The organism is uncultured Roseibium sp. (assembly GCF_947494555.1).
In the GTDB taxonomy this organism is placed as follows: Bacteria; Pseudomonadota; Alphaproteobacteria; order Rhizobiales; family Stappiaceae; genus Roseibium.
On the sequence record NZ_CANLVF010000005.1, the window covers coordinates 1 to 25,154 of the forward strand.

General features: G+C 57.6%; 31 protein-coding genes, 1 tRNA gene and 1 pseudogene. 17 read left to right on the forward strand and 16 right to left on the reverse strand.

Annotated features, from left to right (window positions below; all coding sequences use genetic code 11):
- The 3 genes from Q0915_RS22460 to Q0915_RS22470 all read left to right on the forward strand — a co-directional run.
- On the forward strand, window positions 1-714 hold a 714-nt coding region (locus tag Q0915_RS22460; protein ID WP_299479203.1), incomplete at its 5' end, for a LamG-like jellyroll fold domain-containing protein.
- Between the two features lie 179 nt (window positions 715-893).
- Entirely contained in the window at window positions 894-1,283 is a 390-nt protein-coding gene (locus tag Q0915_RS22465) for a helix-turn-helix domain-containing protein (RefSeq protein WP_299479206.1), read from the forward strand.
- Window positions 1,280-1,633: a hypothetical protein gene (locus Q0915_RS22470; protein WP_299479209.1), complete on the forward strand. Its 354-nt coding sequence runs from the start codon at window positions 1,280-1,282 to the stop codon at window positions 1,631-1,633. Before Q0915_RS22465 ends, Q0915_RS22470 begins: the two co-directional genes overlap by 4 nt.
- A 101-nt stretch (window positions 1,634-1,734) precedes the next feature.
- Here the strand turns inward: Q0915_RS22470 and Q0915_RS22475 are convergent, their stop codons facing one another.
- From Q0915_RS22475 to Q0915_RS32125, 7 genes and pseudogenes are all read right to left on the reverse strand, one after another.
- Window positions 1,735-1,983 (reverse strand): phosphoribosyl-AMP cyclohydrolase, encoded by a 249-nt coding sequence (locus Q0915_RS22475; protein ID WP_366525329.1) that lies wholly within the window; start codon window positions 1,981-1,983, stop codon window positions 1,735-1,737.
- Window positions 1,978-2,217: pseudogene (locus tag Q0915_RS22480) on the reverse strand (alcohol dehydrogenase catalytic domain-containing protein); the annotation flags it as partial. The pseudogene Q0915_RS22480 and the gene Q0915_RS22475, both read right to left, overlap by 6 nt.
- Window positions 2,218-2,331: 114 nt before the next feature.
- Window positions 2,332-3,549: a zinc ABC transporter substrate-binding protein gene (locus tag Q0915_RS22485; protein WP_299479212.1), complete on the reverse strand. Its 1,218-nt coding sequence runs from the start codon at window positions 3,547-3,549 to the stop codon at window positions 2,332-2,334.
- A gap of 11 nt (window positions 3,550-3,560) precedes the next feature.
- The gene (locus Q0915_RS22490) at window positions 3,561-4,430 is read right to left on the reverse strand and encodes a metal ABC transporter permease (protein WP_299479215.1); all 870 of its coding nucleotides are present in this window, start codon (window positions 4,428-4,430) and stop codon (window positions 3,561-3,563) included.
- On the reverse strand, window positions 4,427-5,170 hold the full coding sequence (aztA, locus tag Q0915_RS22495) for a zinc ABC transporter ATP-binding protein AztA (protein WP_299479218.1): 744 nt from the start codon (window positions 5,168-5,170) through the stop codon (window positions 4,427-4,429). The genes Q0915_RS22490 and aztA overlap by 4 nt, the downstream gene beginning before the upstream one ends.
- Entirely contained in the window at window positions 5,167-5,295 is a 129-nt protein-coding gene (locus Q0915_RS22500; RefSeq protein ID WP_299479221.1) for a hypothetical protein, read from the reverse strand. Before Q0915_RS22500 ends, aztA begins: the two co-directional genes overlap by 4 nt.
- On the reverse strand, window positions 5,292-5,717 hold the full coding sequence (locus tag Q0915_RS32125; protein ID WP_366525321.1) for a Fur family transcriptional regulator: 426 nt from the start codon (window positions 5,715-5,717) through the stop codon (window positions 5,292-5,294). Before Q0915_RS32125 ends, Q0915_RS22500 begins: the two co-directional genes overlap by 4 nt.
- 324 nt (window positions 5,718-6,041) lie before the next feature.
- Between Q0915_RS32125 and Q0915_RS22505 the strand changes: the two genes are divergently transcribed.
- The 4 genes from Q0915_RS22505 (at window position 6,042) to Q0915_RS22520 (ending at window position 7,634) form a co-directional block, all read left to right on the forward strand.
- Window positions 6,042-6,386, forward strand: coding sequence for a metalloregulator ArsR/SmtB family transcription factor (locus tag Q0915_RS22505; protein WP_299479224.1), 345 nt, complete (start codon window positions 6,042-6,044; stop codon window positions 6,384-6,386).
- Window positions 6,383-6,811 carry an SRPBCC domain-containing protein gene (locus Q0915_RS22510; RefSeq protein ID WP_299479227.1) on the forward strand — a complete coding sequence of 143 codons (429 nt, stop codon included), beginning with the start codon at window positions 6,383-6,385 and terminating at the stop codon, window positions 6,809-6,811. The genes Q0915_RS22505 and Q0915_RS22510 overlap by 4 nt, the downstream gene beginning before the upstream one ends.
- Window positions 6,812-6,814: 3 nt before the next feature.
- Window positions 6,815-7,264 (forward strand): SRPBCC domain-containing protein, encoded by a 450-nt coding sequence (locus Q0915_RS22515; protein WP_299479230.1) that lies wholly within the window; start codon window positions 6,815-6,817, stop codon window positions 7,262-7,264.
- A 142-nt stretch (window positions 7,265-7,406) separates the two neighbouring features.
- Window positions 7,407-7,634: a helix-turn-helix domain-containing protein gene (locus Q0915_RS22520; RefSeq protein WP_299479233.1), complete on the forward strand. Its 228-nt coding sequence runs from the start codon at window positions 7,407-7,409 to the stop codon at window positions 7,632-7,634.
- 11 nt (window positions 7,635-7,645) lie between these two features.
- On the opposite strand, the gene xylB is transcribed toward Q0915_RS22520, so the two are convergent.
- Genes xylB through ugpC form a run of 3 tightly spaced genes read right to left on the reverse strand, consistent with a single transcriptional unit; the run spans window position 7,646 to window position 10,915 of the window.
- Window positions 7,646-9,112, reverse strand: a complete 1,467-nt coding sequence (gene xylB / locus Q0915_RS22525) for a xylulokinase (RefSeq protein WP_299479236.1) — start codon at window positions 9,110-9,112, stop codon at window positions 7,646-7,648.
- A 44-nt stretch (window positions 9,113-9,156) separates the two neighbouring features.
- A complete protein-coding gene (locus tag Q0915_RS22530; protein ID WP_299479239.1) occupies window positions 9,157-9,876 on the reverse strand; it encodes an HAD family hydrolase in 720 nt (239 codons plus the stop codon).
- Window positions 9,877-9,898: 22 nt separating this feature from the next.
- Complete coding sequence (gene ugpC, locus Q0915_RS22535) at window positions 9,899-10,915, reverse strand: sn-glycerol-3-phosphate ABC transporter ATP-binding protein UgpC (protein WP_299479242.1); 1,017 nt, start codon at window positions 10,913-10,915, stop codon at window positions 9,899-9,901.
- Between the two features lie 154 nt (window positions 10,916-11,069).
- Between ugpC and Q0915_RS22540 the strand changes: the two genes are divergently transcribed.
- From Q0915_RS22540 to Q0915_RS22585, 10 genes are all read left to right on the forward strand, one after another.
- Entirely contained in the window at window positions 11,070-12,413 is a 1,344-nt protein-coding gene (locus Q0915_RS22540; RefSeq protein WP_299479245.1) for a sugar ABC transporter substrate-binding protein, read from the forward strand.
- A 75-nt stretch (window positions 12,414-12,488) separates the two neighbouring features.
- A complete protein-coding gene (locus Q0915_RS22545) occupies window positions 12,489-13,355 on the forward strand; it encodes a sugar ABC transporter permease (RefSeq protein ID WP_299479248.1) in 867 nt (288 codons plus the stop codon).
- A 3-nt stretch (window positions 13,356-13,358) separates the two neighbouring features.
- On the forward strand, window positions 13,359-14,177 hold the full coding sequence (locus Q0915_RS22550) for a carbohydrate ABC transporter permease (protein WP_299479251.1): 819 nt from the start codon (window positions 13,359-13,361) through the stop codon (window positions 14,175-14,177).
- Window positions 14,178-14,241: 64 nt separating this feature from the next.
- A complete protein-coding gene (locus tag Q0915_RS22555) occupies window positions 14,242-15,207 on the forward strand; it encodes a sugar-binding domain-containing protein (protein WP_299479254.1) in 966 nt (321 codons plus the stop codon).
- A 21-nt stretch (window positions 15,208-15,228) separates the two neighbouring features.
- On the forward strand, window positions 15,229-16,272 hold the full coding sequence (locus Q0915_RS22560; RefSeq protein WP_299479257.1) for an NAD(P)-dependent alcohol dehydrogenase: 1,044 nt from the start codon (window positions 15,229-15,231) through the stop codon (window positions 16,270-16,272).
- Window positions 16,269-16,817 (forward strand): SIS domain-containing protein, encoded by a 549-nt coding sequence (locus Q0915_RS22565; RefSeq protein WP_299479260.1) that lies wholly within the window; start codon window positions 16,269-16,271, stop codon window positions 16,815-16,817. Before Q0915_RS22560 ends, Q0915_RS22565 begins: the two co-directional genes overlap by 4 nt.
- 3 nt (window positions 16,818-16,820) lie before the next feature.
- Complete coding sequence (locus Q0915_RS22570) at window positions 16,821-17,588, forward strand: glucose 1-dehydrogenase (RefSeq protein WP_299479262.1); 768 nt, start codon at window positions 16,821-16,823, stop codon at window positions 17,586-17,588.
- The gene (locus tag Q0915_RS22575) at window positions 17,585-18,436 is read left to right on the forward strand and encodes a sugar phosphate isomerase/epimerase (RefSeq protein WP_299479264.1); all 852 of its coding nucleotides are present in this window, start codon (window positions 17,585-17,587) and stop codon (window positions 18,434-18,436) included. Before Q0915_RS22570 ends, Q0915_RS22575 begins: the two co-directional genes overlap by 4 nt.
- A gap of 10 nt (window positions 18,437-18,446) precedes the next feature.
- Window positions 18,447-19,172 carry an SDR family oxidoreductase gene (locus Q0915_RS22580; protein ID WP_299479266.1) on the forward strand — a complete coding sequence of 242 codons (726 nt, stop codon included), beginning with the start codon at window positions 18,447-18,449 and terminating at the stop codon, window positions 19,170-19,172.
- Window positions 19,169-20,779 carry an FGGY-family carbohydrate kinase gene (locus tag Q0915_RS22585; protein WP_299479268.1) on the forward strand — a complete coding sequence of 537 codons (1,611 nt, stop codon included), beginning with the start codon at window positions 19,169-19,171 and terminating at the stop codon, window positions 20,777-20,779. The genes Q0915_RS22580 and Q0915_RS22585 overlap by 4 nt, the downstream gene beginning before the upstream one ends.
- 239 nt (window positions 20,780-21,018) lie before the next feature.
- Here Q0915_RS22585 and Q0915_RS22590 read toward each other — a convergent pair.
- The 6 genes from Q0915_RS22590 to Q0915_RS22615 all read right to left on the reverse strand — a co-directional run bounded on the left by Q0915_RS22590 (window position 21,019) and on the right by Q0915_RS22615 (window position 25,150).
- A tRNA-Phe gene (locus Q0915_RS22590) sits at window positions 21,019-21,094 on the reverse strand.
- Between the two features lie 444 nt (window positions 21,095-21,538).
- Window positions 21,539-23,146 (reverse strand): bifunctional metallophosphatase/5'-nucleotidase, encoded by a 1,608-nt coding sequence (locus Q0915_RS22595; RefSeq protein WP_299479271.1) that lies wholly within the window; start codon window positions 23,144-23,146, stop codon window positions 21,539-21,541.
- Between the two features lie 318 nt (window positions 23,147-23,464).
- Window positions 23,465-23,665: a DNA gyrase inhibitor YacG gene (gene yacG / locus Q0915_RS22600; RefSeq protein ID WP_299479274.1), complete on the reverse strand. Its 201-nt coding sequence runs from the start codon at window positions 23,663-23,665 to the stop codon at window positions 23,465-23,467.
- Between the two features lie 39 nt (window positions 23,666-23,704).
- Window positions 23,705-24,331, reverse strand: coding sequence for a Maf-like protein (locus tag Q0915_RS22605; protein ID WP_299479277.1), 627 nt, complete (start codon window positions 24,329-24,331; stop codon window positions 23,705-23,707).
- 43 nt (window positions 24,332-24,374) lie between these two features.
- Window positions 24,375-24,593: a translation initiation factor IF-1 gene (gene infA, locus Q0915_RS22610; protein ID WP_006939340.1), complete on the reverse strand. Its 219-nt coding sequence runs from the start codon at window positions 24,591-24,593 to the stop codon at window positions 24,375-24,377.
- Between the two features lie 104 nt (window positions 24,594-24,697).
- A complete protein-coding gene (locus tag Q0915_RS22615; protein WP_299479282.1) occupies window positions 24,698-25,150 on the reverse strand; it encodes an arsenate reductase ArsC in 453 nt (150 codons plus the stop codon).
- Between the last annotated feature and the right edge of the window lie 4 nt (window positions 25,151-25,154).

The window sequence follows — 25,154 nt, forward strand, 5'->3', positions numbered from 1 at the left end:
CTGTCCGACATCTCCACCACGGCCAAACCGGCCTACGGCATCGTGAAGTCCATCGCCGATATCGACGAGGCCATCAAGCCCATCGAAATGGGAACCGACCGCGGCGAGATCGCACCGCCCGACGATATCCCGACCAAGGACGACCTCCCCCTCCCCGAAGGCATGGCCCCCGTCTTCGCAATCGCAGGGGACGTAAATCTTGATGGCACGCGTGACGGCCAGATTGCCATCGAGCATTCCAAAGACATGGAAATTGCCGAGGGAACGATCGCGTTTTCTTTCAAGGCCGACAAAGTCGATGGCTGGGATGCTCTGTTTTCCAAGGATGCGAGCGGATATGTCACCGGTGGACATCTGACCGCCTGGGTCACGGACGGCGGCGACATCAAGGTCCGCTTCCAGGACGAGACCGGTTCCCTATGGCTCAAGGCGGAAGATGTCTTTGAAGTCGGGAAAGAACACGAGTTCGCATTCACATTCGGTGACGATGGCGCGGTTCTTTACGTCGACGGGGTTGCCGTTGCCGAGGATGACGCATTCGAATCCGACTGGCTCGGGAATGAAGAATACCTGATGATCGGGGCAAATGGCTGGAGCAGTCCGTCCGGTGAAATCGGCTGGACGGGCAATCATTTCGACGGGGTCATCTCCGACTTTACCGTCCTCGACCAGCAACTCGATCAGGAGCAGATCAGCAACAACTTGTTCGTCTGACCTTTGTGCAGATTGCCGGGCGCATCACACGTGCGCCCGCTCTCATGGCGCAGGCGCCTTCCTTGACTGCCACGCAAGGAAGGCGTTTTTCTGCGTTTGAAGTGACGCGTATTGAATTTGCTTGAGCACTCGTAAAATACGTGTCATTCTATCAATCCATTGAATGAGAGAATAACATAGTGTCAGAAGCCACCGATCTTCCCAGCTGCGGCACGGACGGCCACGAGAAGCGCGCTCCTTTCGACTTTCCGGCGACGGCAACTATTGAAAGCGCGGCTATGATGCTGCGGGCGGCTGGTGACACGGCCCGGCTGCGTATTCTGCTTCTGCTGGCAAATAGCGAACGATGCGTCACCGAGCTGGCAGAGGAGGAAGACGAGAAAGTCGCAACGGTTTCCGCGCGCCTGAAACTGCTTCATTCAGCGCGTCTTGTGACCAAGCGCCGTGACGCCAAACACATCTATTACGCGCTCGCAGATCATCACGTCGTGCAGCTTTTGCACGACATCCTTGATCATGCCGCCGAAGACAACACGCACAACACAAAAAAAGAAGGAGAAAACTCTTGACCAACAACGGCCCCACCGACCCAAACCACAGTCACACTCACGGACCCAATTGCGGCCACACGGCTGTCCGGCACGGCGATCATGTCGACTATCTTCATGACGGTCATCTTCATCACCAGGAAGGTGGTCGCGTCGAAGAGCACGCCATCGAGGTTTCTGCATCGAACCCTGAAGACTGCGCGCCCGTCGGTTCGCAGGACCTTGGCCATGATCCGGATCACGTCCATGGCCCCGGTTGCGGACATGAAGCAGTGCCTCATGGCGATCACGTCTGCTATCTCGTGAATGGCCGCCTGCATCACCCCCACGACGGCCACTGCGACGATCACGGTCCTGTCGAAGTCGTTTGAGTGATCCGCCTACCCGATTGCAGCCGCAACGTTTCTTAACTTGCGGCTGCGCACTCTTTTGACGCTTGCGTCACCGGACAATCGGTTGCGACCAACACGCGTTAAAGCTGGGTCGGATTGGGCGCGTCGCCGTAAACCTCAAGCGGTTCAAAGATTTTTTCTGTCTCGGTGAAATTCAGCTCTATCGGACTGCCCTCGACTTGCGTCGGCACTGCACGATAGAAGCAGGAGCGGTAACCGACGTGACAACTGGCTCCGCCTTCGACGGCGACCCGCAGCCAGACCGCATCCTGATCATTGTCGATCCGCATCTCCACAATTTTCTGGATCAGCCCGCTGGTCGCCGGCACGACCGAAGTGACACCTTTGCCGACCTCTTCCACAATGCCGCAGCCCTCGTGGCCGAAAATGTACGGGAAGTGGCCCTTAGGATCTTCGCCTGAAAGTGTGAAAACATCGGTGTGGCAGAGACTTGTCTTACCAATCCGCACCAGCACTTCACCCCCTTTCGGGCTCTCATGGTCGATCTCTTTGATCTCAAGCGGCCGGTTCAGTGCCAAGGCAATAGCGGCACGCGTTTTCATGGAGAACCTCCATGAGAATCAATGCGTTGTCCCTGGAAATTCAAACCGGCCGTCACTGTTTTCCTGTTGGCTCACAGGATGGCCGGTTTTTCTGAATGTCGGCTGTTGGGGATCTTATGACCCAAGCGCCTCCGAGAGGGTCTTTGCATTGTGGTGCATCATGTCGAGATATGTGCCTGCCGGACCATCCGAACCGGAGAGCGCATCTGAGTAGAGCGTTCCGCCGATTGTTGCCTCCGTCTCGTTCGAGATCTGCTCGAGCAAGCGATTATCCGTGATCGATTCCACGAAGACGGCTGAGATACCATCTTCACGGATTTGCGTGATCAGCTTGGCGACATCGGCGGCTGATGGTTCGCTTTCAGTGCTCAGGCCCTGTGGTGCTTCGAATGTCAAACCGTAGTGATCCGCGAAATACCCGAATGCGTCGTGCGACGTGACAACCGTGCGGCGGTTTTCCGGCAAAGCCTCCATCAGGGCATCGATCTCGGCCTCGAGAGCTTCAATCTCTGCAACATAGGCTTCGCGGTTCGCGTAGAACGCTCCGGCGTGGTCAGGATCCGCCTTTGCGAGCGCTGCAGTAATGTTGTCGACGTAGATCACTGCGTTGTCGAGGCTCTGCCAGGCATGTGGATCAAAGGCCCCATGATCGTGGCCTTCGTGACCATGGCCAGCATGCTCTTCATGATCATCGTGCTCATCATGCCCAGCATGTTCTTCATGCTTGTCATGATCGTGGTCGTCATGGCTTGCGTGTTTTTCGTGATCGTGGTCGTCGTGATCATGCTCCGCTTCGGCATGTTCCTCATGCTTGTCATGGTCATGGTCGTCATGGCCAGCTTCAGCATGCTTTTCATGGTCTTCGTGGTCATGTTCAGCTTCGGCATGTTTTTCATGATCGTGGTTGTCGTGATCGTGCTCCGCCTCTGCGTGATCATCGCCATGATCGTCATGGTCATCATCATCATGGTCGCCAAAAGGAATGGCATCGACGCCGGTTGTCGCGACAACAAGAGTACCCTTGAAATCGGCCGCCTCGGAAAGACGCTCCAGCCAGCCTTCGAACTCGAGGCCGTTCACGATCAGCACTTCAGCCTCACTGACGGCGCGCGCGTCTTTCGGCGTCGGCTGGTAGACATGCGCATCACCATCGGGCCCGACCAATGTCGTCACTTTCACATGTTCGCCGCCAATCCGTTCAACCATGTCGCCCAGAACCGAGAATGATGCGACGACAGGCGTCTGACCGTCTGCCCACGCAGCTGTCGGCGCAAAAAGCGAAAGAGCAACAAGTGCCGTCGCGGATTTCAGGACTGTTCTGCGGGACGTCATGAGGTTTCCTTTCAGTTCTGCAGGGGCCGCCGTGGCAGCACCTGTGCAATGAGACCGCCAGCCGGGCCGAGCACCAGGGACACCGCGTAGATAATTCCGGCTACGAGGATAATCGCCGGCCCGGAAGGCAAGCTGTAATGGTAGGAGAGCAGCAGACCGCTCAGGCTGGATAGAAATGCGATGGCAACAGCGACGAGGATGAGCCCGCCGATGCTTTTCGCCCAGAAACGGGCTGCAGCGGCAGGCAAGATCATGATGCCGACTGCCATGAGCGTGCCGAGGGCATGGAACCCGCCGACGAGATTCAAAACCACAAGCGAAAGGAACGTGAAGTGGGTGACTGCACTGAGCTTGCTGACAGAGCGCAGGAACTGTGGATCCGCGCACTCCAAAACCAGTGGCCGGAACAGAACCGCAAGAACCAGTACCGATAGGCTCGCGATTGAGCAAAGCAGAACAAGTGCGTCGTTATTGAGCGCCAGCACGGTCCCGAACAGCACATGCATCAGGTCCACATTGCTGCCGCGCGTCGAGACGATCAACACACCAAGCGCGAGTGAGATCAGATAGAAGGCAGCAAGGCTTGCATCTTCGCGCAGGGCCGTCACGCGCGTAACCAATCCGGACAGCAGTGCCACCGCCATGCCCGCAATCAATCCCCCGACGGTCATCGCCCCAAGTGACAGACCTGAGATCAGAAAGCCGACCGCAGCGCCCGGCAGGATCGCGTGAGCCATCGCGTCTCCAGTCAGGCTCATCCGCCTCAGCATCAGGAAGACGCCAACGGGCGTCGCCCCGAGCGAGACGGCGATGCAGCCGAGCAATGCGCGGCGCATGAACCCGAAATCGGCGAAAGGCTGAATGACGATTTCCCAGATCATGCCGCGTCCCGCCCGCAAACATGAGGTGGACCGGCACACGCTTCACACATCTGGCGCGCGCGGAACTGATTTTCTACGGTGAGCACCTGCTCGGTCGGCCCGTGTGCCACAAGCTCACGCGCCAGCAAGAGCGTTTCAGGGAAATGGGCGCGGACGGTCTCGGCATCATGCAGGACGGCGAGAACCGTGCGGCCTTCCGTGTGCCAGCTCCGGATCACGTCAAGTAGATCGGCCATGGTGCGGGCATCAATCGCGGTAAAGGGCTCATCGAGCAGGACCAGGCGTGCGTCCTGAAGCAGCAGCCTTGCAAAGAGCGCCCGCTGCATCTGACCGCCGGACAGCGAACCGATGGGACGGGATTCAAGTCCGGTCAGCCCCACGGAAGCCAATGCCGCATCGACACGTGCGCGTTGCTTTTTCCCAAGCCAGCCAAAAGGTCCGATCTCGTGCCACAGTCCCATGGCGACCAGATCGACGACACTGAGCGGGAATGTTCGGTCGATGTCGGACTGTTGCGGCAGGTAGGCAATGTCACCTCGCTCGAGCGCGCCGAATTCTACATTTCCCTGCAAAGGGGCAAGAGCTCCGGTTACCCCCTTCAGCAAGGTGGACTTTCCGGCACCATTCGGTCCGAAGATTGCCGTGAGACTACCCTCGGCGATATCCGCGTGGAGCTGTTGTACCGCCGGAAGGCGATCATATCCCAAAGTGAGATCCCGGAATGCGAGAGCAGATGTCATAAGGCCCCCGGTGTCGACGTTGCCCAGAAAAAGGCTGCCCAAAGCGCCGCGACGATAATGAGCGCGGCACCTAGCCGGACGCCTGCCCCGACAAGAAGCAGCCTTAATGTCTTTTCCGCACTCATGCTTGTAACTTCCTCATGCTGCAGGAACCGCACATTCCGTGAACTTCGATCACATGACGCATCGGAGAGAACCCGGATCTACCAACAAGGCCGGAAATTTCGTCCAACAACTCGGGGGCAACGCTTTCTTCGACAGAGCCGCATTCTTCGCAAATGGATAGAATAGAAGTGTGCTGGTGCCGGTCGCACTGGTAGGCCGTGAACGCGTTCAGGGACTCAACACGGTGCACCCGCCCGCAGTCTGCCAGCGACGACGGGGCTCGATAAATGGTTGTTGGTGCGACCTTCCCGTGGGTTTCTCGCAATGTTTCAAGAACTTCATAAGCTGTAACAGGCGCATGGCTACGGTTCAAAACACGGAGGATCTCAGCCTGCCACATTTCTCCACGCGTAATCACACAGCACCTCCAACGATGATACATATTAACACGTGTTACTATATAACATTTATCGATTAGGCAACCGGGATGTTCGAATGCTGAGCACTCGCCATTCTTGAGATTTGTCCAGGATCGGGATGTCCGTGCAGCTCAGAGGAAGCCTGGGCGCAAAGCCCATAAAATACCCTTCAAGACACCTTGGTCGTCTGCTCGAGCTACGCGACGAGTATTGCGAGGAAGAATTGGCTGGATCAATTGCCGTTCAATGTCAGAGGGCGCATGTCATTTTCAAAATTTCTCAAACCAGTTTGATTTACCTCGGCGTGAAGCATTGCTCTTGACATTTAAGTATATACTGAAATAACGATGGCCATGCCTCCACAAAAAGCAACATCAGACGTTTTTCATGCCATAGCGGACCCTAATCGCAGGGCACTGCTGGGATTTCTCGCGAATGAATCGAGACCTGTCGGAGATTGTGTTGATGAACTCGGGATTACGTACTCGGCTGTTTCGCAGCACCTAAGCGTACTGCGTGAAGTCGGACTGGTTGAAAGCAAGGCTCATGGCAGAAAACGGCTCTACCGCTCGCGATTTGAACCATTGCAAGCAGTGCATGACTGGACGGCCCTCTACCGGCCGTTTTGGGAAAATCGCCTCAGGGGTCTTGGCGAGTATTTGAACCGACAAGAAGGTGAGGAGCAGGAATGAACCAGGTCCTCAATCTAAACCTTGAAGAATTCTACCCACACCCCCTGGAAAGCGTATGGCGGGCACTGACCGATCCTGCCGCAATTTCCGAATGGCTTATGCCATGTGATTTTCAGCCTGTTGTTGGTCACAAGTTCACTATTCGCGGGAATGCCGACGAGAACTGGCGCGGCTTTACGCATTGTGAGGTGCTTACACTCGAAGCGCCAACATTGATGGAATGGCTATGGGAAAGCGCTGATATTGAAGAACCTACGCGTGTTTCATTCGCACTTCAGCCTTTCCATGGCGGCACCAGACTGACACTTCGTCATACCGGAACAACCACTCTCAAAGATATTGAAAGCTTATCCTCGGGATGGCCGCAAAAACTTCGCCAGTTCAAAGAGCTGATTGTCAATCTTGAGTCCTCGGAGACATCGTGAATCATGACTGGATACAAAAAGATTGTCGAAGTCGATGTGCCTGCCAGCGCCATCTACGCTGCGATAACCCTCGGCGTTGTGAAGTGGTGGACGACTGGTTCGAGTGATGCCTCGGAAGTGGGAACGGTCTTTACCACCCGTTTCGGAGAAACATACAACCACATCAAGGTCGCCGAGTTGATACCCGACAAACGTGTTGAGTGGGACATTTTGGAGCACTACCACGCCAATGATGCCTTGGACCGGGACGACGAATGGACCGGCACCAGGATATTGTGGCATTTGACAAGAATAGACGAAAACAGAACGCGACTTGAGTTTACGCATGAAGGGCTCATTGAGAGCATGGAATGCTGGGAAATCTGCGAAGCAGGTTGGAATTTTTTCCTACTGGAAAGCTTAAAACCGTTCCTTGAAAAAGGCGAAGGGCAACCGTTCCAGCACGAACAATGAGATAATCCCGCGATGTATCCAGCTTGAGCTTTATCAGAGGCTATTCTGTTGAATTGTCACTCGCGCGGTGATAACGGCGGTCGATGGCCGCTTGTGTCTTCATGTGCCGCAAACCATTCACATCCCCTCTGCGGAAGAGATCATGAACGAGCCGGAACAGTCCTCTTCCGGCGCTCCTTCGCCATTTCCGATCGTGACGGAACAAGATCGTATCGCAAGCGAGCGGGAAGCCATCGAAAACGCCCTTCGCGCCTGTAATGGGCGGGTATCCGGCAAAGGCGGGGCTGCGGAACTGATGTCCGTCAAGCCAACAACGCTCTATTCGCGTCTGAAGAGATTTGGAATTGATGCCAAGACGTTCAAAGCCTGAGTTTCAGCGGCTTAAGAGCCCGAGGGCATCTGAATATCCCGCACTTTTGGATAGGCTTCCTTGAAGATCTCATAACTTTCATTGAAAGCCGCCAAGAGTTCGGCATGCGGTTCGATCGTTTCGACGATATCCGGTTTCAGCAAGACGCGTTCCGGGTGCAGACCCGTATGAGCAATCCTGGCCAGTCTCGCGGCACCAAGCGCAGCACCGAAATCCCCATCCTGGGGCCGTTCAAGGCTGACATTCAGGACCGTTGCGATCAACTTGAGCCAATAGGTCGAATTGGCACCGCCGCCGATTGCTATCAATCGTTCGATTTTCGTACCCGACTGAGAAAAGGTTTCAAGCGAATCCCGCAGCCCGAAGGCAACGCCCTCAAGCACCGCACGGGTCAGATCGTTTTGCGCCGTGTCCTTCCCCAGCCCGGTGAAACTGCCGCGAATGGCAGCATCGTTGTGCGGGGTTCGCTCACCAGACAAATAGGGAAGAAACAGAACACGGCCAGGAGGTTGGAGCGTGTGGCCCAAGGCGCCTGTCAGTTCTGCGGCGGTTTTCTCGGTGACCTGCGCGAGCCAGTTCAGGCTGTCCGTCGCCGACAGCATCACGCCCATCTGGTACCACCGGTCAGGCACGGCGTGGCAGAACGTATGAAGCGCAGACGCAGGCGCCGGGTAGCATCCGTCTCTGGCAGCCAACAAAACGCCTGAAGTGCCGAGAGACAAGAAACCGTCTCCTTCGTTGAGGGCTCCAATTCCGCAGGCAGCCGCCGCATTGTCCCCTGCCCCGCCTGCGACAATCACCTGCTCCGCAATGCCCCAGCGCGCGGCAAGATCCGCGCGCAGCGTTCCGGCGGGCTGACAACCTTCGACCAGCCGCGGCATCTGATCCGCGCGCATGTCTCCGGCCCTGAGCAGATCTTCCGACCAATCACGCGCCGAAACACTAAGCCATGAGGTTCCGGCACTATCCGACATGTCGGCGACATAGTCGCCGGTCAGGTGGTAGTTCAGGTATGCAGCGGGCAACAGCACCTTGGCGACACGCGCGAAATTCTCCGGCTCGTTGTTTTTCACCCAGAGAAGTTTTGGCGCGGTAAAGCCAGGAAAAACAATGTTTCCTGAAAGCTCCCGAACGCCTTTTGTCTCGTCGAGTTGCCGAGCCTCGATGTGAGCCCGGCTATCGTTCCACAGAATGCAGGGGCGTATCACGTCACTATTTTCGTCAAGCAGAGTTGCACCATGCATATGACCTGCGACGCTGATCGCTTTCAGATCCGCAAACTCAGGATACCGTTCCCTGAGTTCCAAGGCCGCTTCGTCGAGCGCTGCGACCCAATGGGACGGGTTCTGTTCACTCCAACCGGAGTGTTTATGCTCCGAATTGTAGGACCGCTCGACAGATCCCAATACCTGACCGTCGTCGGAAACCAGAAGGGCACGCAGCCCTGACGTTCCAAGGTCAATGCCGAGGTAGCTCATGTCTTCATCCCTTTAGCAGCGCAGGCATGGTATTCCCCTGTTCGTCACTTCGCGAGGATGTGCGGAAAAAGATCTTCGTAAGTCGACCAGATAACTTCCGCGCCGTTACGACGCAGGAGGTCGCCGTGTTCCGTTTCCACATCGCTCACATGACTGCCGCCTGTGAAGCCTGCGCACCGCATGCCCGCAGCCTTGGCGGCCCTTACACCAAAGGGAGAATCTTCTATCACAAGGCACACCTCCGGCCTGATCCCTATCTCCCGTGCGGCATGCAAAAACAGATCAGGTTCCGGTTTTCCTCGCGCGACCTGCTGAGCGCTGAAGACATGCTCGAACCGCTGCCTCAGTTTCATTGCATCAAGCGCGACACCGATGCGTTCCAAAGTACCGCTCGACGCAATGCAGTACTTCAAACCGACACCGTCGAGTTTTTCCAGAAGATGGGTCACCAGAGGCATCGGCTTGAGCTCGACCTGAAAGCGGTCAAACAGCGTGGTTTCCCAGAATGAACCGAAATCCTTCCGGTTCCCGGTGCCATGCGTCCGCACATAGGCTTCGATCGTCTCCAGCGATGTTCCAAGGAACTTTTTGCGCGTGTCTTCGAGTGTCAGATCAATCCCGAAAGAGCCAAGAGCAGATCGCAAGGTCGCAAGCGATATGACCTCACTGTCTGCAATCACACCGTCAAAATCGAAAATCACAAGTTCTATGTCTTCAAACAGATCTGGCATGGCAGCCCGGTTGGAATTGCAGTAAGTGGTCATTTGAAATCAATGCGTTTCCTGTTCATAGCGCGCGGCCAGCAGAGTCGAACTGATGCAGACGATTGTCCGGAATACGCAACCCGACGGACTGGCCGACCGGCGTTTCATCGTCACCGCTCACACGCGCGACGATTTCGGTGCCTCCAGCCATGTTCAGGTAAAGAAGGCTCTCGCCGCCAAGCTGTTCCTTGACCTTGACGACGGCATCGAACTGTCCATCACCGCTGGACAGAATTTCAAGGTGTTCGGGCCGGCACCCGATGAAGGCGGCTTCGGCCGCGAAGGGCACGCCATGAACGTCTTCGCTCGGCGCAAACACATTCATGGCCGGAGAGCCAATGAATTCCGCCACAAACCGTGACGTTGGCTTGTGATAAAGCTCCAGCGGCGTGCCGACCTGCTCGACCCGGCCACCGTTCAGGACGACGATCTTGTCCGCCATCGTCATGGCTTCCACCTGGTCGTGCGTCACATAGATCATCGTGGCTTCAAGCTGCTTATGCAGCCCCTCGAGCTCAACCCGCATCTGAACACGCAGTTTGGCGTCGAGGTTTGAAAGAGGTTCGTCAAAGAGAAAGACCTTGGGGTTCTTGACGATCGCACGGCCGATAGCGACACGCTGGCGCTGGCCGCCGGAAAGTTGGCCGGGCTTGCGATCAAGATAGTCCTCAAGCTGGAGGATTCGGGCTGCTTCGGCAATCCGCTCCTTGCGGAGTTCCGTTGAAAAACCATTCACCTTCATGCCGAAATCCATATTGTCCCGAACGCTCATGTGCGGGTAGAGGGCATATGACTGGAACACCATGGAGAGGTCACGATCGGCGGGTTCAGCCAACGTGACATCGCGCCCGTCAATTTCGATCTGCCCAGAGTCGACCCCTTCAAGCCCCGCAAGAGTGCGAAGCAGTGTCGACTTTCCGCATCCGGACGGTCCGACAAAGACCACAAATTCTCCGTCGATGATGTCCAGGCTCACGTCGAACAGCGCCTGCACGTCTCCGTAGAACTTGTTGAGTCCCTTAATTTTGATGCCCGCCATCGCATTGCCTCCCTGCAAGCGCATATTCGCATGCTTATAACGTTTGTATCGTGATACTTACAAATGTATTGACAATCAAGCCGAAAACTACTTTTGTAACAGAGCGGATACAAATGTTGCGACTGCAACCTTGATCTGGGAGGAGATCGATCAAATGAAAATCCTGAGAAATTTGCTCGGCACCGTCGCCATAACCGGCATTCTTGCCACCGGCGCGATGGCCGATAATCACGGCTGGAGCCTGAAAAAGGCAGCCGAGCCCTATGCTGGCACTACCATTGATGTCGTATTTCTGCTTCGTCCCGGCTATGAGGCCATCGAAGCGATGCTGCCTGCCTTCGAAGAAGAAACCGGCATCAAGGTCAACATCATCAAGCACCCGTACGAAAACGCTCTTGGCGAACAAGTTCGCGACTTTGTGGCAGGTGGCGACCTTGACATTGCACTCATCGACCTAGTCTGGATCGGCAACTTTGCTGAAAACGACTGGATCATTCCCTTGGCGGATGTTCAGGCAAAATTCCCCGATGCCGTTGACCCCGACCTTGATATTGATGACTTTTTCCCGCTGGTATTGAATGCCTTCGGTGGCTGGAACGATACGCTTTACGGCTTGCCGTTCGACAACTACTCCGGCTTGATGTTCTACAACCGCTGCATCCTGGAAGAGGCCGGCTTTGACGGCCCGCCGGAGACCTGGCAGCAATTGAAGGACGAATATGGGCCGGCCCTGACCAAGGATGGCAAATACGCGTTTGCGCTCCAGTCGAAGCGGAACGAAACTCAGTCTGCCGACAGCTTTGCGCGCATGCTCTGGCCGTTTGGCGGATCCTTCCTCGATGCGGATTTCAAATCCAACCTGAACAGCGACGAAAGCCAGACCGGCCTGAAATTCCGCCAGGATCTGATGCAGTACATGCCGGACGGCATCGTGGCCTATGACCATGCCGAAACCGTCAATGCATTCAGCCAGGGCGATGTGGCTATGATCACCGAATGGTCGGCGTTCTATTCCTCGGTTGTATCACCCGATACCTCCAAGGTGGCGGACTGCGTGGAAATCGCGCCGGAACCGACCGGACCTGCGGGACGTAAGCCCGCTCTGGGCGGATTCTCTCTTGCCGTTGCGGCCCAGGCTGATGAAGCGGAACAGGCAGCAGCCTATCTCTTCATCCAATGGGCAACCTCCAAAGCGAATGCGCGCGAGTATCTGGAACGCGGCGGCGTCCCGGCTCGGCAGTCGGTCTACAAGGAAGACGGTCTTGAGGACTACAAATTCGTGCCGGCGCTGGTCGAAAGCTGGCAGGAAGGCGTGCCTGAGTTCCGCCCACGCTTCGCCGAGTGGCCCGAAATCACCGAAATCGTTCAGGAATGGGGCACGAAAATGATGCTCGGTGAAGTCACTACAGAAGAGGGTGCGCAAGAGATCGGCACCCGCATGGAAGAAGTGCTGGAAGCAGCCGGATACTATTCCGGCGAAAAACCGCTGGCACAATAAACCACCTCAGAAAGCCAATGCCGGGGGCGCTTTACGCCCCCGGTCCGGCCCAAAAGGGCCTCCGGGAGGACAACCATGCGCGGCCAAGTCCCACGCAGAACCATATTTGCTTTCATTGGCCCTGCCGTTCTTGGCCTGGCCATGGTGGGTATCGCGCCGTTGCTCTACGCGGTTTGGACCTCGCTGCATTTTTACAATCTCACGAAGCTCAAGCGTGTCGAATTCATCGGCGCCGACAACTACCTCACGGTGCTGACTGATGAGGTGTTCTGGCAGGCGATGGGACGCACCTTCTTTCTGCTCGGCACCGCCCTGCCCCTTCAGATAGCTCTCGGGCTTGGGATCGCCCTTGTCCTGCACCAGCCCGGCCTGACCCTCGTCAAAACGCTGGCGCGGCTTAGCCTGGTCCTGCCGATGGCAACCACCTATGCGGTTGTCGGTCTCCTGGGCCAGGTGATGTTCAACCAGAAATTCGGTGTCGTGAACCAGCTGCTTGGCGGCGTCGACGTCAACTGGATCGGCGATCCGAACAACGCCTTCGCCATGATCATCTTCTGGGATGTCTGGCAATGGACGCCCTTCGTGGCGCTTGTTCTGCTCGCGGGGCTGACGATGGTGCCGGGCGAAGTGGAAGAGGCGGCACGGCTTGAGACGAAATCGACCTGGACAATCCTGCGATATGTGCAATTGCCATTCCTGCTGCCAGGCCTGGTCGCTGTCCTGATCCTTCGGACGGCCGATACCCTGAAACTGTTCGATATGGTTTTCACGCTGACCCGCGGCGGACCTGGATCCTCAACCGAGTTCATCTCGCTGATGATCCAGCGGGTCGGTTTCCGCGGATTCGACCAGGGCCTGGCCTCGGCGCAGGCGATCATCCTGCTGATCATCACCATCGTGCTGGCGCAGATCTACATCCGTGTCTTCCACAAGGAGGTTTGAGCCATGACATCCCCTCGCTCGTTCTGGTCACAAATCGCCCTGCTGGCATTGATAATTCTTGTCTGCGTCTTTCCGTTTTACTGGATGGTGACGACCTCGCTGAAAACGCAGATCGTTGCCCTCGAAGCGCCGCCGGTCTGGGTATTTGAGCCCACTCTGGATAATTACCGCGAAGCGCTGTTCGAGGATGACGTGCTCAGGACGCTCATCAATTCGATCGTGATTGCGATCTGCACGACGGCGCTGGCCCTACTCCTGGGCGTGCCGGCTGCCTTTGCTCTTGCCCGGTTCGAATTTCGCGGCAAGAAGGACCTGTGGTTCTGGTTCATAACCAACCGCATGGTGTCCCCCATCGTGCTGGCCCTGCCCTTCTTCCTGATTGCGAGAAATCTGGGACTTCTGGACAAGCACATTACGCTGATCCTGATCTATCTGACGTTCAACCTGCCGATCGTGATCTGGATCGTGACCGACCAGTTCCGGGGAATACCCTACGACCTGGACGAAGCCGCACGTCTGGAAGGCGCATCGCAATTCACCATCATGCGCAAGATCTGCCTGCCGCTCGCAATGCCCGGCGTTGCGGTGTCGGCGATCTTCTCCTTCATCTTTTCCTGGAATGAGCTGATGTTCGGCCTGATCCTGACCCGGAACGAGGCCAAGACAGCCCCCGCAATGGCCGTTTCCTTCATGGAAGGGTACAACCTGCCCTACGGCAAGATCATGGCGACATCGACGCTGATCGTGATCCCGGTACTGATCTTTGCTCTCATCGCGTCCAAGCAGCTGGTGCGCGGACTTACCATGGGAGCGGTCAAGTGATTTCCCTTCGCCCTGTACTTCATCCTGGCACCTCGCTAGACAGTGCCCGCTGAAAGGAAGGGCCATGTCACGCTATATCAAACTCGATCAGATCGACACAGAAGAACAGCTTCTGGTGCGGCTTGCCTGGGCCTGCGAGGTTGAGGGGATGACCCAGTCGGATGCGGCTGAGCGGTTCGGTGTTACCCGTCTGCGTGTCAACAAGGCGCTTAGTGAAGCAAAGCGACGCGGAATCCTGCGTGTCAGCGTCGATTCCATATTTGCCGCTGCGGCCCAACTGGAATGGGAATTGGAGCGGGAATGCCGCTTGACGCGCGCAATTGTCGTGCCGTCGCCGCAAGACAGCACCTCCATAACGCCGCTTGTGGCTGCAGGACTGGGCGCACATCTGAGTGACTTGCTGCAAACCTCTGACGTTACCAAGTTCGGCATGTCCTGGGGCAATACGCTGAACCTTGCAACCCGTCACATGCAGCCGCTTGACCGCCCGGATCTGGAGATCGTTTCGATCATGGGCGGCGTCACACGCGGGTCAGACGTCAACGGTTACGAAATCACGACCCGTCTGGCGGACCTTTGCAACGCGGAGCATAGTTTCTTCACGGCGCCGCTGTTCGCGGGAAGTCCTGAAAGCCAGGAACTCTTCATGCAGCAGGGCGTGATCCGGGAGATGCTGGAAAAGATCCGCCTGTGCGACGCAATCGCGCTCGCCACAGGTGATCTGCAAAGCTCGCTTTTGGTCCGCGACGCGTTGCCGGACGGCATTGATCCGGCCGAACTGATCGCGCTTGGCGGCGTCGGCGACATTACCGGACACATTCTGAATGAGGAAGGTGATCTCGTGGATCATCCGGTGAACAGGTGCGTGATCGGTCTGTCCCTTGATGAGATGGCATCGATCAAGAACGTCATCCTGGCAGCCGGCGGACAGCACAAGGTTCCGGTCATCGCCGCGGCTATCAAGCGCGGCTTTGTCGACACTCTGGTGACGGACGAGAATACGGCAAAGGCCCTTCTGCAAAGGGCTTGACGCAACGATGAGGAGGCGATGATGGCGAAGGCGCTGGTTTTGGAAGAAAAGGACAAGCTCGCGCTGCGTGACATCGAATTGAACGAGTCACTTGGACCCGATGATGTTCGGATTGCCATTGATACGGTAGGCGTCTGCGGCAGCGATGTGCACTACTATACGCACGGCAAGATCGGTCCTTTCGTCGTCAATGACCCGATGGTGCTCGGTCACGAAGCGGCAGGTGTGATATCGGAGGTCGGCGGCAATGTCTCTCATCTCAGCGTTGGTGACAGGGTCGTCATGGAACCGGGGATCCCGAAGATGGATTCCAAGGCCTCGAAGCTTGGCGTCTATAATGTAGATCCTGACGTTCAGTTCTGGGCAACGCCGCCGGTTCATGGGTGCCTCACCCCCTCCGTCGTGCATCCCGCCGCCTTTACCTACCGCATCCCAGATCACGTGAGCTTTGCTGAAGGTGCGATGGTCGAACCATTTGCCATTGGAATGCAGGCGGCGGCACGCGCCAAAATCAAGCCTGGCGATGTCGCCTTTGTGGCGGGTGCTGGGCCCATCGGCATCATGGTGGCGCTGGCTGCACTCGCGGGTGGATGCGCGAAGGTCTTCATCTCCGATCTCGTCGAAGAGAAGCTCTCCGTCGCGACACGGTACGACAATATTGAACCCATTCTGATCGGCCGCGATAATCCTGCCGGGGTTCTGCGCAGCGCAACCGAAGGCTGGGGAGCTGATGTGGTGTTCGAATGCGCGGGTGCTGCTGCATCCATAAGGTCGGCGCTGGAGGTCGTTGCACCGGCAGGCTGCGTCGTTTGGGTCGGCATGCCCGTCGATCCCGTGCCGGTGGACATCGTGCTGGCTCAATCCAAGGAGATCCGCATGGAAACCGTGTTCCGTTATGCCAACATGTATGACCGGGCGATTGCTCTCCTCTCCTCCGGAAAAGTTGACCTTAAACCGCTGATTTCAGAAACCTTTTCGTTTGAGGACAGCATCAAGGCCTTTGACCGTGCAGTCGAGGCACGACCGACGGACGTGAAGATTCAAATCAGAATGGATGGATCATGAGCGGGCGCGCCGACAAATTGCTTGAAGAGCTTCGCCCGGGACTTTCCGATGAGGTTCTCGCGCAGATCAAACCTCTTGCTGTAGCGCTCGCCGGAGCGCAGCGCATCCTGTGTCACGGTGTCGGCCGGGAGGGTCTCATGATGAAAGCGCTCGCCATGCGCCTTTATCACCTTGGCTGCGATGCGCATGTCGTCGGGGACATGACCGCGCCGCCGGTCGCCACCGGGGATGTCCTGTTCGTGAGTGCTGGTCCTGGAGAATTCTCCACCATTGCTGCCCTTACCGGTATTGCCAAAGAAAGCGGGGCGAAAGTTATCTGCATCACCGCCGAACCCGGCGGTCGGGTGCCGGGCCAGGCGGATTTGACCATTCACCTGCCCGCACAAACGATGGCCTCGGACGCGCAAGCCACATCGATCCTTCCCATGGGGTCGCTCTATGAAGCGCTCATGTTCCTGTTCTTCGAGCTTCTGGTTCTGGATCTGCGGGACCTCATGTCGGTCGCACCCGAAACCATGCGCACCAATCATACGAACCTGGAGTAGACAATGTCCTGGGAGACGCGTTTCAGTCTTGCCGGAAAGACAGCTCTGATTACAGGTGCCTCCTCCGGCATTGGTGCAGAGATCGCCAGGGTCTTTGCCGAAGCCGGTGCCGATATTGCAGGCCATGGCCGCGATGCTCCGCGCCTTGCCGCGCTCGGGCAACAGATAAAAGCAGAAGGCCGTCGCTTCGCCGCGATTACGGGCGATCTGGCGGATCCGCGGCAAACGGAAAACGTCGCCTCCCAGGCCCTGGCTGCCTTTGAGAAAATTGACATTCTGGTCAATTCCGCCGGGGTTGCTCTGACAGGACCTGTCGTCGACTATGACCTTGCCGACTGGCAACGAACGATGGCGATCAACCTGACGGCTCCCTTTATCCTTTCCAAAGCGCTGCTGCCGGGCATGATGGCGCGCAAAGAGGGCAAGATCATCAACATCTCGTCCCAGACCGGTGTCATTGCCCTTGAGGACCATGCTGCCTACGCGACCTCCAAAGGTGGCATGAACGCGCTCACCAAATCGCTGATGACAGAAGCCGCGCCCCATAATGTGCAGGTCAATGCCATCTGTCCCACAGTGGTTCTCACTGAAATGGGCAAGGAGCTCTGGTCGGCTCCGGAAAAGAAAGAACCGTTCATCGACCGGACGCCTCTGGGGCGTTTCGGCGAACCGGTGGAAATCGCCGACATGGCTCTCTACCTGGCCTCTCCGGCTTCCGGTCTCGTCAATGGAGCGATCATGATGATTGAAGGCGGGTATTCGAGCATATGAAGGGATTTGGCGTTCATACGAGCATGTGGACGATGTCCTGGGACGCAGAAGGTGCAGCAAGGGCTATTGCTGCGGCCAAGGGCTCCGGCATGGACTTTATCGAGATTGCGTTGCTGGATCCGGCATCGACCGACGCCGCGCTTGGCCGGCTGCTGCTGGAGCAGGCCGAACTTCCCGCAGTCTGCTCGCTAGGCCTGCCGGAACCGGTCTGGGCCTCCAAGAACCCTGAAGGCGCCGTGGACTTTCTGAAGCTTGCAATTGAAAAAGCGGTTGGCCTCGGCGCGGAAGCGTTATCCGGCGTGACCTATGGCGGTATAGGCGAGCGAAGCGGTGCGCCGCCGACCGAAGCCGAATTAAGCAACGTTGCTCGCGCGCTTGAAGAGGCTGCCAGGTGCGCCAAGGCCGCGGGACTTTTGTTCGGGATCGAGCCGGTCAACCGCTACGAGACCCACCTGATCAATACTGCCGCGCAGGGTGTTGCCATGATCGAAAGGATCGGCGCGGACAACATGTTCCTGCACCTTGATACCTATCACATGAACATCGAGGAAAAAGGCTCCGGGAACGGCATTCTGCATGGTCGCGAGCATCTTCGCTACATCCATCTGTCGGAATCGGACCGCGGCACGCCCGGCGAAGGCACATGCGACTGGGACGAGATCTTTGCGACGCTGTCGGCGATTGGTTTTACGGGCGGTTTGGCCATGGAAAGCTTCATCAACATGCCTCCGGAAATTGCGTTCGGCCTGTCGGTCTGGCGTCCGGTCGCCGAAAGTGCGGATCATGTCATCGATCAAGGCCTGCCGTTCTTGCGCGGAAAAGCCCGGCAATATGGTTTGATAGAGTGAGGACGGAAAGATGGCCGACTTGTCTGGCAAAGTTGTCGCGATCACGGGAGCCGCTTCAGGTATCGGACTCGCCTGTGCGAAGGCGAGCATCGAGGCAGGTGCGCGGGCGGTTCTGGTGGACCGCGACGAGAGTGCCCTGACCAAAGTCTGCGGTGAACTTGGAGAACATGCCGTGCCGGTGGTAACGGATCTGCTGGACAAGGACAGCGTCGCCCGCATGCTGCCGCAGATCCTGGAAAAGGCCGGCCGTCTGGACGCCTTTCATGCCAATGCGGGTGCATATATCGGCGGCGATGTTCTGGAAGGTGATCCCGATGCCTGGGACCGGGTCTTGGACCTCAACATCAATGCGGCCTTCCGCTCAGTACAGGCCGTCTTGCCGCATCTGGCAAAACAGGGCTCCGGCGATGTGATATTGACCAGTTCCGTCGCGGGCGTAATTCCGGTTGTGTGGGAACCGATCTACACAGCCTCCAAACACGCGGTGCAGGCGTTCACACACACTGTGCGCCGGCAAATGTCGAAACATGGCGTGCGCGTTGGCGCTATTCTACCCGGCCCTGTGGTTACATCGCTTTTGGACGACTGGCCGAAGGCGAAGATGGAACAGGCCCTTGCTGAAGGCAGTCTCATGCAGCCCAAGGAAGTTGCCGACTGCGTGGTTTTCATGCTGACCCGGCCTGCAAATGTTACCATTCGCGATCTTGTCCTCTTGCCGAATGCGGTGGATCTATGAGCGCGTTTATTGGGGTGGATGTCGGTACAGGCAGCGCGAGGGCGGGTGTGTTCGATGCCAACGGCGCCCTGCTGGCGAGCCATGCCCGCGATATCCGGATGTGGCGTGACGGTGATATCGCAGAACAGTCGTCTGATGATATCTGGAAGGCTGTCTGCATATGCGTGAAAACGGCCGTGACGGAGGCCGGTATTTCACCTGAAGACGTCGCCGGTATCGGCTTTGACGCGGCCTGCTCCATGGTGGTTCTGGACCGGCAGATGCGCCCCCTCAGCATCAGTTCTTCGGGCGAGGCCGAGCGGAACGTCATCGTCTGGATGGATCACCGCGCCAAGGATCAGGCAGACCGGATCAATGCGCAGGGCCATGATGTGCTTGGTTATGTCGGCGGACGGATTTCTCCCGAAATGCAGACGCCCAAGCTCCTTTGGATCAAGGAGAACGTGCCGGATGCTTTTACGCAGGCCGGTCAGTTCTTTGACCTGCCGGACTTTCTGACATGGGCCGCCACAGGTTCGTTGACCCGCTCTGCCTGTACTGTCACTTGCAAATGGACCTACCTTGCCCACGAAAGCCGTTGGGACGAGACATACTTCCAGAAAATCGGCTTGCCTGAACTCGCTGATGAGAATTATGCCCGCATCGGCCAGACCATCGTCGCCCCCGGCACCACCTTGGAGGGAGGCTTGCGGACTGAGGCCGCCGAGCTAATGGGATTGCCGGCCGGAATTCCCGTCGGCGCGGGTCTGATCGACGCCCATGCGGGCGGCATCGGAACTGTCGGCGCGGACCCGGAAGCCGGGCCCGAAGCAACGATGGCCTATGTCTTCGGCACGTCGGCCTGCACGATGGCCAGTTCCGCCGCCCCGCATAAGGTACCTGGCGTCTGGGGGCCGTATTATTCGGCAATGGTGCCCGGGCTCTGGCTCTCAGAAGGCGGGCAATCCGCTGCCGGAGAAGCGGTTGCCCATCTGATCAGAACCCACCCCGCGCATGCCGAAGCTTCCGGCCAGGCACAAAGTGAAGGTCTGTCGCTGCAGGACTACCTTCTGCACGAGGTTGCCCGGCGCGCGCCTGACGCCAGCGATGCCATTCAGATTGCAGGACATCGCCTGATCGTTCCCGACTTTCTCGGCAATCGGGCGCCCTTCGCCGATCCGAGCGCCACGGCGGTGATCTCCGGGCTGACCCTCGCAAACGATGTCGACGATCTGATCACGACCTATGTCGCGGGTGTCTTCGGGATCGGCTATGGCCTGCGCCAGATCATGATGGCGCAAGCCGAACATGGCGTTGCCCCCAGTTCCATCGTGATAAGCGGAGGCGCGGGACGCAGCGCGGTCATCAAGCAAATGCTAGCGGACGCCAGCGGCTTTCCCGTACTGGCCCCGCATTCACCCGAACCGGTCCTGTTGGGCGCGGCCATGCTCGGCGCCGTCGCGTCGGGATCTTTTGCCGACTTGAAGATCGCCATGCGGGACATGTCGTCGGTCGACCGGAAATTCGTACCCGCCAACCACGTTGCCGATGCGCATGCCGCCCGGTTCAGAGCATTTCTGCAGCTTCAGAAGGCGGAACACGATCTGCGGGCCGAATTGAATTTCTGAATACGTGAACTGGCAGCAGATAGCCGCTGAAACCTGGCGGTTCTAGCTCGTCGTTCATCGGTTCCTCGATGCGTGCCAATGGGGTAAGGAGTCTTGGCCGGGCGATCGGCGGTTGTCGCTCTTCAGAATGTTCGGAACAGAAGTCACAGCTCTAGTTGCTGCGAAGCAGCCCGCGGCCAGAGGTTACAACAAACCACACGGCGCTGGTATGAGGATGCTTGCAATCTGAGGAGGGAGAGTGGTGCCCAGAGGCGGAATCGAACCACCGACACGCGGATTTTCAATCCGCTGCTCTACCAACTGAGCTATCTGGGCGCGCTGTTCGAACCACGAGGTCAAAGCCCCGTTCGCTGAAAGCCCGGTCCTTATAGAGGCTCGCTCAGACCTTGTCCAGCATTCCGGCAAAGTTTTTTGCAATCTGGTGGCACGGCACTTGGGGAAAACCCATGCCCGGCTCAACGCGCTGATAAACATACGTTTTTAACCAAGACGAGCCCGTTGCAGCGGCATGCGAATCAGGGCGATTGCGGCGGAGGGGCTTTGGCCCAGTCGTGCCGATTTACCACCCCGGCTTCGATACAGGTACCAGATCCAATGCGGTCGCTGCAATGGTCCTGGATCGGGCCCGCGACGGCGTTTGACGACAGGCGGTCGCTTACCGTTTTCTTTCAGGGAGAACTGGTATTTTGAACCCGCTTTTGTTTTGAAAAAAGCGCGCCGTCGATCGGCGCGCTTTCATTGTGCCCGAAAAGCCTGGACCTACTGCTCGGTGACCCTGCCGTCCGTATAAGGCGTGTAAGCCCCTTTTTCGGCGAGGTAGTCGGCAACAACCGCTTCCAAACCAGGTCCAAAGTCATAGGCATTCATGCCGTTGTCTGCGAAGACCTTGTATCCGTCTCCACCGCCGCGCATGTAGTTGTTGGACACAACACCGTAGACCTTCTCCGGATCGATCGCGACCCAGGCACCGTCTTCCATGACTTCCACCAGCATGATGCGGCTGCCCGGATCCTTCTTGGAGGTCCAGCTGTATTTCAGTCCGGCGACCTGCGGGAACCGGCCTGCACCTTCCTCAACCTGAGAGACACCGTTTTCCAGTGCCGCGATCACATCCGCGCCCTTGAGCTGGAAGGTGGACAAGGTGTTCTGGAAGGGCAGAACCGTCAGCACCTCGCCCATCGTGACTTCACCGCCGTCAATCGAAGACCGCAATCCACCGCCATTCTGGATAGCAATCTGAACGCCCTGGTCCTTGACGCGGTCAAGCATCGCATCAGCGACAAGGTTGCCCATCTGGCATTCACCTGCCCGGCACGATCCCCGGTCACCGTCGATGGCCGCTTCGCTGGAGCCGATCACCTTTGCCTTGAGCTCCTCGATTGGAGCAGCAAGTTCGGCGACACGCGCCGCATAGCCTTCATCGGGTGTTACAGATGCGTCCAGCAGGATCGGCTCGCCTTCGGCTTTCAGGAGGTTGCCGTCGTCATCCCAGGTGACATCGAGTTCGCCCAGAAACTTGCCGTAAGCGTAGGCCTGAACAATCGGGACTTCCTTGCCTTCAGGGTTGGTCACCAGAACCGGATACGGGTCCGATGCACCCTCCTGCGTGTTTGACAGCAGCGTGTGGGAGTGGCCGCCGACAATGACATCAATTCCCGGCACAGCTGCCGCGATTTCCTTGTCACGCGACAGACCCATATGGGTGACGGCGATGATCTTGTTGACGCCTGCTGCCTCAAGCCCTTCAACGGCCCCTTTCAGGTAGTCTTCCGCCTGAATGAAACGCACACTGTCACCGGGTGACGATGTCTCGCTGGTGTCTTCCGCCAGTGCCGACACGATACCAACTTTTTCACCGCCCTTTTCCAGGATCACGATGCCGGGCACCTTGCCTTTCAGTGCAGGGTCTGCACTCACGTCAATGTTTCCGGAGATGATCGGGAAGTCTGTCTTGCCGATAAAGTTCGCAAGAGCTTCAGGGCCATCGTCAAATTCATGATTGCCGACCGCCATTGCATCAATGCCGATCCCGTTCAAAAATTCTGCTGCCGCGTCTCCCTTGTAGGTGGTGTAGAAAAGCGAGCCTTGAAACTGGTCACCTGCATCGACAACGATGACGTTCCTGCCATCCGCCTCGAGTTCGGCGCGGCGCTGGTCGATCATTGTTTTGATGCGGGCAATGCCGCCAAAGCACTTGCCCTCTGCCTCATCCTCGGCATCACACGTGGAATCGTATTTGTTGATCGACTCGATACGCGAATGCAGGTCGTTCAAATGCAATATCGACAAAGAATAGTCAGCGTAGACGACCGTTGGCAGCGCAACTGTGACAGACACCACCGCAGCGGTCAGAAAACGTTTTTTCATCGGACCCTCGCCCTTGATTCTGGTTTTGGTTGAAGGCTGCCGCGTCGGCACATAGCCCCCTCTACCGACCGGCGTTTCGAGGATTCGCTCAATGCATTCAGCCCGTACGGACGCGTGTGAGCGCTTTCGCAAACAACCAGCGGCCCAAAATCTTTGAACAGAAATCCGGCAACCGCAAGTGATGTCGGGGAAATAAAGAAAAATTAATTTAGCCGGTAAACTTCAGGCACTTCCAGATCTGCCGAAGGGAGCCGAGCCCCGGTTGCCTTGAAACGCCGAAGGCCAGATGATTTGCAGGAAAAATGGCGAGCCGGCTTGTCAGTCTTCCGGGAAGTTGCTTTCGTCGATGTCGTCGGTCTCGACGACCGGGATCGTGTAGCCTTCGGAAAACCAGCGGTTCAGGTCGATTTTGGCGCAGCGGTCCGAACAGAACGGATAGTCCTCCTGCGTCGACAGTTTCGAGCAGATAGGACAGGGTCGCATGCGCTTGCCTGAACTTTTTTCGTCTGTATCAGTCATGTCACCTCACGCGTTGATCCGGCTCGCGATGCGCCGTCATCAGGCCGCGGCAGTCGCCCACCCCTGGTGCACTGGGTACCCTGCAGCGCTAAGGAGGTTTACCGTCTCGGCGAGCGGAAGTCCGACAACGGACGGGTAGGAGCCGACAAGTTTGACGACGAAACTTCCCGCAAGTCCCTGGATCGCGTAGCCGCCGGCTTTCCCGCGCCATTCGCCCGAGGCAATATAGTCGTCGACATCCTTTCGGGACAGGCGCTTGAAGCGAACCCGTGTCTCGACAAGCTTGGATCGGACCTTGCCGTTCGCTTCCGCGACAGCGATGCCTGTGAAAACGCGATGCCCCCGGCCGGAGAGCATGGAAAGACACATCAGTGCCTGTTCAGTCAACTCGGCCTTGGGCAATGCCCGGCGCCCCACAGCCACCACAGTGTCCGCAGCCAGGACAAGGCCTCCCTGCATTTCCTGAAGAGCGTCCGCGGATTGACGGACAGCTTCCGCCTTGGTGCGGGCCAGCCGCAGCGCAAGGCTGCGCGGCGTTTCATGCTTCTTGGGCGTCTCATCGATATCTGCCGGCATTAGATGATCGGGATCGAGCCCGATCTGCTGCAGCAGCGCGAGACGTCGCGGCGAAGCGGAAGCCAGAATGAGGTGGGGAGCGTCGGTCATGAGGGAAAGAGCCTTGCAGCCGGCATCACCATGGAAGGCACCGCTATTTGAAGCGGTAGGTGATCCGCCCCTTGGTGAGATCATAAGGGGTCATTTCAACGAGAACCTTGTCTCCCGCCAGAACACGGATACGGTTCTTACGCATGCGCCCAGCCGTGTGCGCGATAATTTCGTGGTCATTTTCCAGTTTTACGCGGAACGTCGCATTCGGCAACAGTTCTGTTACGACGCCCGGAAACTCCAGAGCTTCTTCTTTGGCCATTTGATATCCTGAATGAAGCGGGCCCTGCCCGCGGGTGCCGGGGAAACTAACGGATAAGCGCGAGAAAGTGAACCTTTCTTTCCAATCCTTACAAAAAAGAAAAGTCAGTCCCCGGCGGTCGGTGTCCAGTCAAAACGCTTCTTGATCCGCATCAGCAGCAAATCGCGGACGGTGCGATATTCGTTCAGGATCTGTTCACGGCTGCCTGTCGCAATCGTCGGATCCATTGTCGGCCAGTATTCGACATCGACAGCGTCCGTCCGCGTCATTTCGAGCGCCGTGTGGTGCGCTTCCGGCGCCAGCGTCACGATCAGATCGAAGCCTGATTCTTCCAGGTCTTCGAATGTCTTGGGCTGGTGCTTGCTCATGTCGATGCCCATCTCGGACATTACCGCGTCCACGAAGGGGTCGATCTTGCCATGGCGAACGCCGGCCGAGCGCACGTAGATCTGTCCAGGGAACAGTTTTTGGGTCAATGCTTCGGCCATCGGCGAGCGCACGGAGTTCATTCCGCAGGCAAACAGAACCGCAGTCGGACGCAGGCCCGGCCCGGACATATCG